The sequence below is a fragment of the Rhizobium azibense genome, from assembly GCF_004342325.1.
Taxonomy (GTDB): domain Bacteria; phylum Pseudomonadota; class Alphaproteobacteria; order Rhizobiales; family Rhizobiaceae; genus Rhizobium; species Rhizobium etli_B.
In genome coordinates, this window is the sequence record NZ_SMBJ01000002.1 from 726,201 (window position 1) to 739,597 (window position 13,397).

The following is a 13,397-nucleotide window of genomic DNA, read 5'->3' on the forward strand; positions in this document are numbered from 1 at the left end:
ACTTCCTCTTGCACCTGAGGAATTGACCTTCGACGTTGTTATTGTGGCAACCCCTAGGTACGGCCATTCACCAATTACCTTCTAACTGAGAATGAACCAGCGGTCCCAATCGGCAAAGACGATCGTCGTCTATCGAGAGCCGCAAGTTCAATGCGCAAGGGTAGACCCGGGCGGGCGCTGCTTGGCATCTGGCGCCTGGATCCCTCCCCTTGTCGCGATTTAAACCGAGGGAGAATCTCCATGGCACTCGACATCACGACCCAAGACATCATCATCGACGAGACTACCGGTCTTACCGACGACGATATTGATCCGTCCGGTTCGCCGCACGCTAGCAACACCACGCTGCAATATCTGTTGGGTCTTGACGATTCCGGCGGGCTAACCTCACCGGAAGTCGCCTTCCAGACCAACTTCGTGGTGGCCTCGGCGAGTGCAGGGGAAACCATCACCTCGGTCGTTCTCTCCCAGAACCTCAATGGTACCCCGTTTTCCCCTACCGTCGGCGTGAACAGCGGCATTCAGACGGTCGATGGCAACTGGGTCTGGCTGTTCCAGGACCCAACTCATCCAAACATCGTGATCGGCGTCATCGGTACTGCTGATCCGAACTTCGAGCCCGATGAGGCCGGGCCGCTCGCCTTCTCGTTTGCGCTGATCAACACCAGCAACACCAATGCGGACCTCTACACGGTCCAATACGTGCCGTTGCTCCATCCCGACGCCACCAGCGCGGACGACCGCATCGATCTGACCAGCAAGGTCTTCGCCTCGGTCACGGGCACCAGCGTGAACAATTTCTCAGGCCAGAACGCCGCGCCCGGCAATAACGATTTCTACCTGATCAATTCGTCCAATGACGCTTCCAAGCAGCTTCTGGTGATAGGTTTGAACGGTGGCACCGCCAACGTCAGTACACAGGGCTTCGGGGTCGACAACCAGAGCATCAATCCGACCGAAACGCTGCAGGTCGATTTTGTGACCGGCGGCAACCTCGCCGCAGGTTCTGCCTCGCAAATCCAGTACGGCAGCCATCTCGAGACCATCACGCAGGCCGGGTTCACGATCAACCAGATCACGCCTTCCAATCCGGAAGCGCGAGTGGACATCAGTATCAGCGCCTTTAACAATACGGGCAACGATCAAGGCTCGGAGTTCTTTGACGGCACCACCACAAGCCCCGTTGACATCGTTACCCTCAAGTTGACTGGTCAATCAGGGTTTGCTGCCACCATCACCACCGATGGCACCTATATCACGACAGGCGGAAGTGTCACCGTCACCGGACTGAGCGGGAGCGGCAACGTCGTCACCATCACCGGGCTCGATAACGTCACAACCGTCGATATCACCACCAGCAGCCCAATGGATCGGCTGCAGGTTGCGGGGGTCGACACGAATGAGGGCCTCGACATCACCGAGTTCCATTTCTCGGCGACGAACACCAACGCCTACAGCGAGGAAGTCGGCTCATTCATCAACTTCGACGATGACGGCCCGACGATCGCGGCAGACGGTGTCCTGCCGGAACTCTCGGTGGACGAGACCGACTTCACGACCGACGCCAGCGCGGATTTCTCGGCGTCCTTCACCTCGAATGCCGGTGCAGACGGTGATGATATCACCTATGAGCTGGGCGTGATCGCGGGTGCGTCGGGTCTGGTTGATACGTTGAGCGGCCAGGCGGTCAACCTGTCGGTCAACGCCGGCATAGTCGAGGGCCGCACTGCAATCGGCAATGATCTGGTGTTCACGGTCAGCGTGGATGCTGACGGTAATGTGACACTCGATCAAGCGCGTGCGGTCGTGCATACGCCCGACAGCGGCCCGGACCAGTCGACTACGCTGGCTGCTGCCAACCTCGTTACTCTGACGGCGACCATCATCGACGGTGACGGGGATGAAGCTTCGGCCACGCACGACATCGGCCAGAGTCTCAACTTCGAGGACGACGCGCCGACGATCACGGCAGACGGTGTCCTGCCGGAACTCACGGTGGACGAGACCGACTTCACGACCGACGCCAGCGCGAGTTTCTCGGCGTCCTTCACCTCGAATGCCGGTGCAGACGGTGATGATATCACCTATGAGCTGGGCGTGATCGCGGGTGCGTCGGGTCTGGTTGATACGTTGAGCGGTCAGGCGGTCAACCTGTCGGTCAACGCCGGCATAGTCGAGGGCCGCACTGCAATCGGCAATGATCTGGTGTTCACGGTCAGCGTAGATGCTGACGGTAATGTGACACTCGATCAAGCGCGTGCGGTCGTGCATACGCCCGACAGCGGCCCGGACCAGTCGACTACGCTGGCTGCTGCCAACCTCGTTACTCTGACGGCGACCATCACCGACGGTGACGGGGATGAAGCCTCGGCCACGCACGACATCGGCCAGAGCCTCAACTTCGAGGATGACGCGCCGACGATCGTGGTGCCGTTTGACGGTGACCCCGGTACCGCAGGTATCCAGCACGAGACTCTGGCTAACGTGCTCAACGCGTCGGCCACCGGAGCCTTCGGGTACAACATCGGCGCGGATGCACGCACGGCCGCGTTCTACGCGGGCGGCGGTTCTGACTTTGTCGACCAGAATGTTGCACTTGCCGGCGTACAGATTGGACTGAGCGGCACCATTACCGGCGGCGGTGGCGGTAATCTCCTCACCTCGGACGTGACGCTCGCGTCGGAGAGTCTCACCTCCGCGACGTTCAACTTCACCTTCACCTACGACAAGGACCCCGCGGATGGCGTCCAGACGGGCACGGCGGTCGGCACGCTCGTCTTCGACAAGGTTGCCGACACTTATACCATCAACCTGACCGACCCGCTCGAAGGCTTCAGCGTCGACGTGCTCCACACCAGTGAGCTCTTGTCCAAGGAGCCCATGAGCAACACGGGTCACCCGCAGATCGTGGTGGAACGGCTGCAGGCGGATGATCCGGACACGCCCGATGACGAAGACTTCTACGTGCAGTTCACGGGCAACGCGATCAACAGAGCCAACCCGTTCCGCCTGACGAACAATGGCGAGGGGACATCCACTGACGCCACGTTCACCGTGGGTCTTCACGAGATGGTGAGTAACAACAATGAAACATGGGTGTCTGCGACGCAGAACACCAACGGTGTCGCCGGTGACACGATCCAGAAAGATGAACTGCTCACGTTGCGGTTCTTCAACAGCAACGTCGGAATTCAGAACGAGGCTCTCACCCCGACGGCGACCGCCGGCACCATGGCCATCAAGTTCGACGGCATCGGCAACAGCGAGGACCTGATGCTGATCCTTAACCTGATCGACAAGGACGGTGCCGACAACACCCTCGGCACCGGAGACGACAACGCCACGATCACGCGGGCGGTCTACGTGTCAAACGCCGACATCTTCAAGACGGGTCAGGTCCCGGCCGCCTATAGCGGCGAGTTTACGCTCGACAACAACGACGGCCTCGTGATCATCGAGCAGAACGACTACAACGCAGCCGGCGAAGACTACGTGTTGCAGGGTGCGCAGATCATGCAGTCGGGCAACGGGATCACCGGCAACAACACTGCGATCGACCTGAACAGGACGACCGGCGCTGGCGGCGGCAGCAATGCGACCACCGGTCTGGTGAACTTCGACGCCGCCGACAACGACGTGCTGAAGATCACGGACATCGGCTTCACCTCGACCGTGACCGAGACGCCGGAAGCCGAGCTCGACTTCGCCTTCCAGGTGGAGGACGCGGACGCGGATCAGACAGCGATGCAGCACATACTCGTTGACGTCGCCTGACACTTGACCAACGGGGGGCAGCTGGCGCAGCCCCCCGTTCTGCCATTGCACGAGGTACCATCTTGGGACCAGAGATTAAATGATGAAAGCCAACGAACGGGCCCCTGCTCTTCAGGTCGTGATGAAGGAGGCCAGACGCGCCATCCGGCCACTTATCTGGTTCAGCGGCGGCATCAACGTGCTGATGCTGACCGGTGCGCTTTATATGCTCCAGGTCTATCACCGCGTGTTGTCCAGCCACAGCGTGGAAACATTGGTGATGCTTTCTGTGATGGCGGCAGGGGCGCTTGCGACAATGGCGGGTCTGGAGGTGGTGCGCGGGCGTCTTCTGGCAACCGTCGGATCCTGGATGAACGCGCGGCTGGCACCCGTTCTCCTGACCGCATCGGTAGAATATGCCGCTTCAGCGCCTGGCCAGGTCAACGCCCGTCCGCTGCGCGACCTTGATCAAGTACGGAATTTCTTCACCAGTCCCAGCATCTTCCCGATCCTTGACGCGCCTTGGGCGCCGCTGTTTTTCGCGGCTATTTTTTTCATGCACCCTTGGCTGGGTTGGTTGGCGCTGGGCGGCGGGATCGTCCTGTTTGCGTTGGCGTTGCTGAACGAATGGCTCACACGCAAGCCTTTGACCGAGACTGCAAGCGCACAATCGCGGGCATACGGCCAGGCCGAGGCGGCGATCCGCAACGCCGAGGTCATCCAGGCGATGGGGATGTTGAAGCCACTGCTGGAGGGTTGGAAGGCGCATCAGGACGAGGCCAACAGAGGCCAAGTGCTTGCTGCCAACCGTGGCGGCGTCATCGCGGCGATCGCACGTTGTCACCGGCTGGCCCTGCAAATGGGCATTCTGGGCCTTGGGGCTTATCTCGTACTTCGCAACGAGGCTTCACCAGGAGTCATGATCTCCGCCTCAATCCTGATGGGTCGCGCTTTGTCCCCGGTCGAGCAGGCGATCGGCACATGGAAGGCCACGGTGGGAGCGCGTGCAGCCTACCGGCGTCTCACCGCAGTTGCCGGCAATCACCCGGAGGCCACGCCGGTTCTGCCACTACCGCGACCGAAAGGCAAGTTCGAGGCCGACAACATTGTGCTTGCCCGGCAGGGAGGCGAGCACATCCTGAAAGGGATCAGCTTTCGACTCGAGCCGGGTGAAGCAATGGCGTTGATCGGCCACAGCGCGGCTGGCAAGACGAGTCTGGTGAGAATATTGGCCGGTGCCTGGCGTCCATCCGCAGGACGTGCCTTGCTGGACGGCATGGACGTTGCCCAATGGGCGGCGGAGGACCGGGGTCATTATGTCGGTTACTTGCCGCAGGATATCGAGCTCTTCGCCGGCACCGTTGCCGAAAACATCTGCCGCTTCGCCAAGCTCAGCCCAGTGATCTTCGACAAGGTTGTCAAGGCTGCGCAGCTGGCGGGAGTTCATGACCTCATCAAAGGACTGCCGAAGGGCTACCTCACCGAGATCGGCGAATCCGGCGCGGTGCTGTCAGGAGGACAGCGCCAGCGCATTGGGCTCGCGCGAGCACTCTACGGCGACCCGGCACTCATTATCCTCGACGAGCCCAATTCTAACCTCGACCGCGAAGGTGAGGACGCATTGATCGCAGCTCTTAACGCAGTCAAGGCGGCTGGCACGACCGTTATCCTGGTCGCGCACCGACCGAACATCATGGAGACAGTTGACAAGATACTCGTCCTCAACCGGGGCCAGCAAGACCTCTTCGGTCCACGCGACTATGTCTTCAACGAACTCGCCTCGCGCATCCGCAAGGTAACTCAGATGCCAACGATAGTGGCGAACTAAGCAAGGAAACGGAAACAGCCATGAAGGATATGAAGGTCGTTCCGTTTCCCGTTTCGCCACCTGCCGCCCCAGTTCCCCTGCGTCTCACAGGTGTGACGCTCACAGGCTTCGCGATCATGTTCCTGTTTTTCGGCATGGCGGGGGGTTGGGCGATGATTGCCCCGTTGGAAAGCGCCGCAGTGGCACCGGGCGTCATCAAGGTTGCCGGCGACCGCAAGCTCATCCAGCACCTCGAGGGCGGCATCATAGCAGAGTTGAACGCCGCCAACGGTGATATCGTCAGGGCCGGTGAAATCCTCGTCCGGCTCGACAACACACAGGCAACGGCGAAGCTTGACCTGATCCACAATCGGATAGCAACGCGTGAGGCGCTGGCCGCTCGTCTGAGGGCTGAGCGGGATGGCAAGTTCGAGATCGAATTTGATCCGGGGCTGCTCGCAAACGCCGCGAAAGCCGCAAGGGACGCGGTGGCCTCACAGCGTGACGTGTTCGCAGCAAAGCACCACAATTTAAAGGACGAGCAGGAAATCCTCAGCCAGCGCCGTCGCCAGACCGAGGAAGAGATAACGGGACTGAAGGAGCTTATCATCACCGAAGACAAGCAGATCGAGGCGATCGAAAGTGAAACCAAAGACCTTGAAAGTCTCCTCAAGCGCGGGCTGGTCACCCGCGAGCGGAACCTGATGCTCAGGCGGCAACAGCGCGAGATCGAGGGGGAGCGCGCGACCAACGTCGCGGCGATCGCTCGTGCCAGAAGCGCCATGGCCGAGATTGACATGCAAATCCTGAACCTCAACACAGTGCGGTTGAACGAGGCGGTCGGGGAGTTGAGCAAGGTCGAGGCGGAGTTGTTTGACCTCACACAGGAAGAGCGTGCCGCCAAGGACGTGCTTGCCCGTACCAACGTCGTTGCACCAGTCGACAGCATCGTCATGGACCTGAAGGTCCACACGACCGGCGGTGTCGTGAAACCCGGAGATACACTGATGACAGTCGTGCCCCTCGGACAGCAACTCGTGGTCGAGGCAATGGTCAGGCCAGAGGACGTCGAGACGATCGCCCCTGGACAGCGCGCACGCGTCAGTTTTCCGGCCTTTGCCCGCTACAATCTTCCTCCACTCGACGGCGTCGTCGAGATCGTGTCGGCTGACCGGATGGTGGAGGAGCGCACCGGGGCACCCTATTTCGCCGCGACCGTATTGATCGATAAGAGCGAACTGGCCAAGCTGGAGGGCCGTAAGCTGCTGCCCGGCATGTCGGCCGAGGCGATGATTCGGACGGGTGCTCGCACCGTGCTTTCTTATCTGGCTGAACCTATCACACAGAATCTCCGCCGAGCGATGCGCGAAAAATAGTTGCAGGCCACCCGATGACAATTCTTTGCTATAACAGCGAAACTCACCGAGTTGAGATCCCTCGCATCCGGCGCCGCAGCGAGTGGGACCCCACTGCTTAGGAGGCATTCCCGGACTCAAACGATCAGTTCGCTGTAATGCTTTCCAGGGGATGACGTTTTAGAAATGCAGCCACCTGTTCGATGACCTCATTCGGCGCGGAATCGGGGAAAAAATGCCCGCCTGAGATGGCCCTGGCTTCCATGATCGAGCAGCGATCCACCCACGCGGCAGGCAGATCGTAGAGTTTCGCCATTGCGCCAGATGCGCCGTAGAGGATGAGTGCGGGAGCAGAAATGCGTCGCCCCTGATCCGCCAGATCGTCGGCGAGATCGACGCCTAGTGCCGCGCGATAATCGTTGCAGCCGCCAGCAATCGCCTCGGCGTCATGCCATGAGGCCCGATAGGCGGCGAGCTGTTCCACATCGAAATCCGCCGGACCCGCTGCACCCCATCCATAGAGGCAGGTCTCGTAGAACAGATCGGGGTTGGCTGCAATCATCAGTTCCGGGAAGGGCGATGGTTGAGCGAGAAAGAACCAGTGCCAGTAGCTTTGAGCGACCTCCTTGCGGAGGTCGTTGAGCAGCACGGTCGTCGGCACGATGTCCATCAGCGTGACACTGGCGACAGCACCTGGATGATCCAGCGCCAGCCGGTGTGCCACCCGTGCGCCACGGTCGTGACCCACGAGATGGAATCGCTCGTACCCGAGCACCCTCATCAAACCAACTTGATCCGCCGCCATCGTCCGGAAACTGTAGTTTTCCAAATCAGGTCGGGCCGGCGGTTTGCTCGAGGCGCCGTAGCCACGCAGGTCGGCGCAGATCACCCGGTAACCGCGCGCGACCAATCCCGGCGCGATTCTTGCCCAAAGCGCCTTTGTCTGCGGAAATCCGTGCAGCATCAGCACCGGCGGCCCATCCCCCGCCGACGTACAAGCAATCTCTACCTCGCCGACGCCAATGCGTCCTTCCTTTGAACCCTCAAACATTGCCGACTCCCGATTCGAAATGACTATAACGTTTCGAGGGCGAGAGCGGTGCCCTGGCCTTCCCGATGCACAGCGTGACGACTTCGCGGCGCAGACTATCCTGATTCATCGTGTGTAGGAGCCCCCTGACAAGGATGGTCCCGGTTGCCGATCGGGTAACCATGGGCGATGGCACCGCCCTCGACAGTGACGATAGCTTCCGGCAAGCCGAGCTTTCCCCATCCATCAGAGCGGGCGCGCGGGTGGCCACATCGCTATCGCCCGCAACAATCTCCAGCGCAGCGGTCACGACCGCCTGCGCCCCTTCCCGCAAACCGATTGACGATCGCGGGCACCTCGACGGGAAGTCTGCCGCCAATTGCAGGAGGCCCGCGCTGCCAACCTCTCCTGCTTCCACGTGAGCTGCGCCGCAGTCACAACAGAAGCGGCTTCAACGTTTCAGAGCCTTCATGAAGCTGCTGAAATGCGCAAACAGTTCTTTGAAGGGCATTTCGGAGCGGTGTCTGATGAGAACCTCTGCGAAGAGCTTCAGTCCGATGGTGAATTCTGCAATCTCATCTTCAGGCAGCAACTGCTTTTCGCGCATCAACGACAGGATTTTGAACAGGTCATCGTGGTTGGTGGTTCGAAAAACGAGAGCTTCGTCGGCAGCCGAAGGGGCGTCGCCCTCCAGCCGCTCGACCGTGACCCGGTAAGTGTGAGCCGATGGCACCTTCGTCACAGTTCGACGGCGTAGTATGTGAACCCGCCTTCGTCCTTCCCGACCCCGGAGATCGCATCGTTGATCTTCTCCAACGGCCACACCATCGGCGACATGACAGACATGTCGATGATACCAGCCTCGATCATGGCAGCGACTTCCATGCCTTCAGCGGCAGTGAACCAGACGGAACCAATCAGTTCCATCTGCTCGTCCATCCACCACTTGACGTCGACAGGCAGAGCTCCGGACGTCCCGCCGATGTTGACGATGCGACCGCCCCTTTTGACACCGCCCATGGCATCCAGCATGGCCTCGAGTGGGGCCTTTGCGCCGAGCGTATCGAGCATGAGGTCGGCGCCGCTTCCATTGGTCTGCTCTTTCACGAAGCTTGCCGACGATCCATTGACGTTCGAGAAGGTGACAATGCGGTCGGGAGCAATCGCCTTCAGCCGCTCAAGCAGCTTCTCGCCCCTTGCGACGGCATAGATTTTTGCGATGCCCATTGCCAGAGCAAACAAGGTCGCGCCCAGTCCAAGCGTGCCGGTCGCACCGTTGATGATCAGGGTCTTGCCCATCAATGGGCCGCCCTTCTTAAGGGCGGCATAAGAGGTGCCGAGATAGCCCAGGCGGGAGCCTTGGACGAAACTCATGTTATCTGGGATCTTGATGGCCTGCGCCTGCGGGGCGAGCATGAATTCACCAAAGCCGCCGTAAGGATAGCGGGTGAACATTTCGATGCTCTTTTGATTGTAGCCGAAGTAACCGCCGAGGGTCCAATGTTCGCAGGCTTGGGGATTGCCCGACGAACAATGATGGCACGCGCCGCAGAATCGCCCGGGGTTCACATACACCCTGTCACCCGCCTTAAGGTTGACAACCTGAGGGCCGACCTCGTGGACGATCCCGCTCGGATCGAGGCCATGAATCGCGGGACGCGGGGGAAGTGGCATCTGCGGATACCAGGTTTCCCAGTTGGCCAGGACATTTGCCAAATTCGGAACCATTCCGCAGGCCTTCACGCGAACGACGACGTCGCTTCCCGTCGCCTTGGGCCGCTCGACCTCTTCAATCCTCATTGCCTGACCTACGGCATGCAGGCGCGCAGCACGCATCATTTCCATCGGCATTATCCTCCCAAACCCAAAGATCTCGTCATATTGACATCCTGATTGGATTGTGAATACCGTTTAGTATCTGAAAATGCAAGCGGGGAAATTGCGATCGATCCTCGCGAACGCGGCTGAGGCCGGCGTCAGGGAGGAGAAATGGACTTCGTGTTGATTGACTGGCTTCGCATTCTGTGCGGCGTCTGGTTCATTCCCCACCTTATCGGCAAGGGACTGCACTATAAGAAGGCCGGAGGAACATTCGAGGCGGCAGGCCTCAAGCCCGGGACGCTGTTCGTGGGGCTCGCCCTCGTTGCGGAGACTTGCGCAACGGTCGGACTGGTGTTCTCAATATACCCCCGAGTTGCGGCCGTTTTCGGTGCTCTTGTGCTGATTGGTGCTGCCTACGCGGTTGTGAAGATCAACGGCTTGAACTGGCGTTGGCAGAAGATGGGTCCGGAATATCCGATTTTGTGGGCACTCCTTTGTCTGCTAACGGCTCTTGTATGATCATGTCGTTTTGAGGTACGCCTCGGTGTCTGGATACGCACGAACGGGAATTTTGAAATGGCACGGCTGACACGTGAGCAAAGTCAGGCTCGCACGAAGGAAAAGCTATTGGCGTCCGCTTATGAAGTCATGGCACGCCACGGCTATGCCGGGGCTTCGATTGAACGCATCGCCGAAGAGGCGGGCTACTCGAAGGGGGCGTTCTACTCGAATTTCGCCAATAAGGAAGATATCTTTCTGCAGCTCCTTGCCGGCAACGCCGGTGGCGACGTCGTTCAGCTGACTGAGCTTCTGGGAAAATGCAATGACCCCATGGGACTGATTGATACCTTGGCAGCATGGGCAAACGACCGCGGAGACGATCGCCGGTGGGGCATGCTGGCAATAGAGCTTCTTCGAATGGCCCAGCATGACCACACGCTCGGAGATCGGCACGTGAAGTTATTCCGAGATCAATGGGAAGGCGTGGGCAACATCCTCATCGACAAGCTGAATCTTGTTCTGCAGCCGCCGGCGAGCCCCTTCTACATTGGCGGCATCGTTCTCGAACTCACCTATGGCGGTATTTCGAGCTTCCTCAAGGACGGCGCGCCTGGAGACATGGTCCGGGTCGTGCTGCGGGAAATGTACCGATCTTCACGAGCGGTAACGTCCGCCAGGGCGGCTAGCGCCTAACCAACGACATCCAGATTACGACATGAGAAGCGCGCGCCGACGCTTGCGGTCGGCGCGAACGCTCTGGACTCGACTGGCAAGCGGTCTGGCCAGTTCGAATTTTCTTCCGCGCTGAAGTTGATGGTCTTTCAGCACAAAACCAGCTTGACATCACAAATTTGGAAGACTAGCGTTCATCCAGAAACCGCTTGGTATGTGAAAACCAACTGGTATTTAAAGTCGCAAGCCTCGACCGTTGTCGAGGCGCTGCGGAGTTATGGGGAGATCATGGAGATAGCTACTTTGACAACGACCTGTCGAGGCGCACGAGCCAGGGATTAAGACGCGCCTGGTCGCACAGTTCGCATATATCGACGGCACGCCGTCCTAGATTCGAAAATCGGAAATCATTGCATGCTTGGATTTGGCAACTCCCCACAGGAGGCGCTGGTCTCGTCTCTGCTCGTCATGGCGCTCGTCGGCTTTTTAGCGTCGAGCCTGATGCGCTGGCGCGGCCCAGCCCGGCTTACCGATCTGCTGATGCCGGCAGCATTGCTTGCAGCGTATTGGCTCGCCTATAACAAGGTGCCGACCTTTCCGCCTGTCGGTGCGGTCAACAAGGTGTTTTACGTGATCGCCTTTGGAACGGCGATCGGCTTCGCCGCCGAGATTGCCGCTCCACGCGCCTTGCGCCTTCTAGCACTTCTCCAGCCGGCCGCAGCCGCATTCTATGTCGGTTCGCCGCGATTGGGGATAGCGTCCTGGGAAGTGGTGCTCGCAGCAGCCGCCGGAATGGCTGTCATGGGGATGGTGCTGCGCGGAGCAACGGGCGCAGAAGACGACGTAAAGCGCGGCGGCGTCGTTGCCGTACTTGCTCTCGGCTTCGCCCCGATAGCCCTTCTCGGCGCCTCGTCTTCCTCGTTTCAGCTCTGCCTGCTCTTTGCGGGCGGGTGCTTTGGGATCATGGTCATTCACGCCGTAAAGCCTGCCTACCGTTTTGGCGGCGCCTCGGCGATCGGCGCGTTGGGGGGCCTGATCGCCATTGCCGATACTGTTCTGCTGATCACGCGCAAGGCCGACCCCATCGCACTCGCGGTTCTCGCTCTGTGCGTCGTGCTGCCGGCACTCTCAGAGCGGACCTGCCGGACGTTGGGCGTGTCTTTGCCGTTTCCGCGCCTTTTCGTCCACGTCATCTTGGCTGTAGTGCCGGCTGCAGCGGCCTTTGCCGTCGCATTTCTCGATTATGGGTCGAGCTTTCCAGTTTAACATCAGGAGGAGAATGGAAATGAAATACCGACTTGCAGCATTGCTACTTTCGATGACGGCGCTCGCCGGCGCGGTGTCGCCCGCCTGGGCCGCGAAATTCGACATCGATCCCGTCCATTCGGGCATCGCTTTCTACATCGATCATCTGGGCTTTACGAAGGTGATCGGTGTCGCGCAAGAGTTCTCTGGCAGCTTCGATTTCGACGCTTCCAAGCCGGACGCCAGCAGCCTCGATGTCAAGGTCACCGTCGCCTCGATCTCGACGAACAACAAGCAGCGTGACGGTGACATCCAGGGTGCGGACTGGTTCAACGCCACTGAATTTCCCGAAATCACGTTTGTCGGCAAGGAGTTCAAGAAGACAACCGAGAATACCGGACAGATCGTCGGAGACCTGACGATAGCGGGCGTCACCAAATCCACGACCTTGGACGTCACGTTCAACAAGGAAGGTCAAAACCCCTGGGATAAGAGCCACGTTGTCGGTTTCAGCGCGACCACCAAAGTCAAGCGCAGCGATTTCGGCATGAAGGCCGCACTCGGCATGATCGGCGACGAGGTCGATCTCGTGATCGAGGTGGAAGGTCGCGAACACCAGGGATAATGCAAGACCGTCAGGTCGTCTCCCTAGGACGCCGTCGTTTGATCACGACGGCGCCTTTTCTGTTGATGGACCGTCAGGCTGCACTCGCCCGGCCAAATCTGGTGAACACTCCGCTTGGCGCATCCGGCGTTGCGCCAAGGCGGAAGCGGGAAAGGACGGGCCGAAATTCGGCGGCTGCTGTACGGCAAGGCGTGCCCGCCGGTGAAGGCCACGCAACGGCAGAGATTCGCAATTCGTGTATTTCGGATACTTTTTGGTATGCAGATGCATTTCGGTATGTTAACGAGAAAATGCGGCTGAAGGATCTGAGGGGGTTGGCCCGCAGATCCGAGGGAGGATCAAGGGGTTTTTCAATTGGCATCTCGAACGCGGTGGATCCGGGCATCTTGCCCTGCGCGCGGCTATCCATCGCTTCGATCCTATCGCCTCTGACATGCGACTTCACTGATCACCGCCTTGCCGAAGCTCGGTTTTATTCGAAAGGAAATTCTAAATGGACGTTCGCGCCGCCGTTGCCGTTCAGGCTGGAAAACCGCTGGAAGTCATGACCGTACAGCTTGAAGGCCCGCGGGCCGGCGAGGTTCTGGT

Annotated in this window: 10 protein-coding genes and 1 pseudogene; 8 read left to right on the forward strand and 3 right to left on the reverse strand. The window is 59.7% G+C overall.

What is annotated here, in order from left to right:
* Window positions 1–240: 240 nt before the first annotated feature.
* The 3 genes from EV130_RS07515 to EV130_RS07525 all read left to right on the forward strand — a co-directional run bounded on the left by EV130_RS07515 (window position 241) and on the right by EV130_RS07525 (window position 6,936).
* Window positions 241–3,774 carry a DUF5801 repeats-in-toxin domain-containing protein gene (locus EV130_RS07515; RefSeq protein WP_132659824.1) on the forward strand — a complete coding sequence of 1,178 codons (3,534 nt, stop codon included), beginning with the start codon at window positions 241–243 and terminating at the stop codon, window positions 3,772–3,774.
* Between the two features lie 82 nt (window positions 3,775–3,856).
* A complete protein-coding gene (locus tag EV130_RS07520) occupies window positions 3,857–5,581 on the forward strand; it encodes a type I secretion system permease/ATPase (RefSeq protein ID WP_132659826.1) in 1,725 nt (574 codons plus the stop codon).
* Between the two features lie 20 nt (window positions 5,582–5,601).
* Window positions 5,602–6,936 carry an HlyD family type I secretion periplasmic adaptor subunit gene (locus EV130_RS07525; protein WP_132659828.1) on the forward strand — a complete coding sequence of 445 codons (1,335 nt, stop codon included), beginning with the start codon at window positions 5,602–5,604 and terminating at the stop codon, window positions 6,934–6,936.
* Window positions 6,937–7,060: 124 nt separating this feature from the next.
* Here EV130_RS07525 and EV130_RS07530 read toward each other — a convergent pair whose 3' ends face one another.
* The 3 genes from EV130_RS07530 to EV130_RS07545 form a co-directional block, all read right to left on the reverse strand.
* Window positions 7,061–7,879 (reverse strand): alpha/beta hydrolase, encoded by an 819-nt coding sequence (locus EV130_RS07530; protein WP_245520034.1) that lies wholly within the window; start codon window positions 7,877–7,879, stop codon window positions 7,061–7,063.
* Between the two features lie 517 nt (window positions 7,880–8,396).
* Complete coding sequence (locus EV130_RS07540; RefSeq protein WP_132659830.1) at window positions 8,397–8,678, reverse strand: DUF3861 domain-containing protein; 282 nt, start codon at window positions 8,676–8,678, stop codon at window positions 8,397–8,399.
* 5 nt (window positions 8,679–8,683) lie between these two features.
* Window positions 8,684–9,790 (reverse strand): alcohol dehydrogenase catalytic domain-containing protein, encoded by a 1,107-nt coding sequence (locus EV130_RS07545; protein WP_132659832.1) that lies wholly within the window; start codon window positions 9,788–9,790, stop codon window positions 8,684–8,686.
* Window positions 9,791–9,934: 144 nt separating this feature from the next.
* Here EV130_RS07545 and EV130_RS07550 point away from each other — a divergent pair, with 144 nt between their 5' ends.
* The 5 genes and pseudogenes from EV130_RS07550 to EV130_RS32890 all read left to right on the forward strand — a co-directional run.
* On the forward strand, window positions 9,935–10,285 hold the full coding sequence (locus tag EV130_RS07550; RefSeq protein WP_132659834.1) for a DoxX family protein: 351 nt from the start codon (window positions 9,935–9,937) through the stop codon (window positions 10,283–10,285).
* Between the two features lie 57 nt (window positions 10,286–10,342).
* On the forward strand, window positions 10,343–10,960 hold the full coding sequence (locus EV130_RS07555; protein WP_074065249.1) for a TetR/AcrR family transcriptional regulator: 618 nt from the start codon (window positions 10,343–10,345) through the stop codon (window positions 10,958–10,960).
* A 393-nt stretch (window positions 10,961–11,353) separates the two neighbouring features.
* Window positions 11,354–12,205 (forward strand): hypothetical protein, encoded by an 852-nt coding sequence (locus EV130_RS07560; RefSeq protein ID WP_074065250.1) that lies wholly within the window; start codon window positions 11,354–11,356, stop codon window positions 12,203–12,205.
* Window positions 12,206–12,224: 19 nt separating this feature from the next.
* The gene (locus EV130_RS07565) at window positions 12,225–12,809 is read left to right on the forward strand and encodes a YceI family protein (protein WP_074065251.1); all 585 of its coding nucleotides are present in this window, start codon (window positions 12,225–12,227) and stop codon (window positions 12,807–12,809) included.
* Window positions 12,810–13,302: 493 nt separating this feature from the next.
* Window positions 13,303–13,397: pseudogene (locus EV130_RS32890) on the forward strand (GNAT family N-acetyltransferase); the annotation flags it as partial.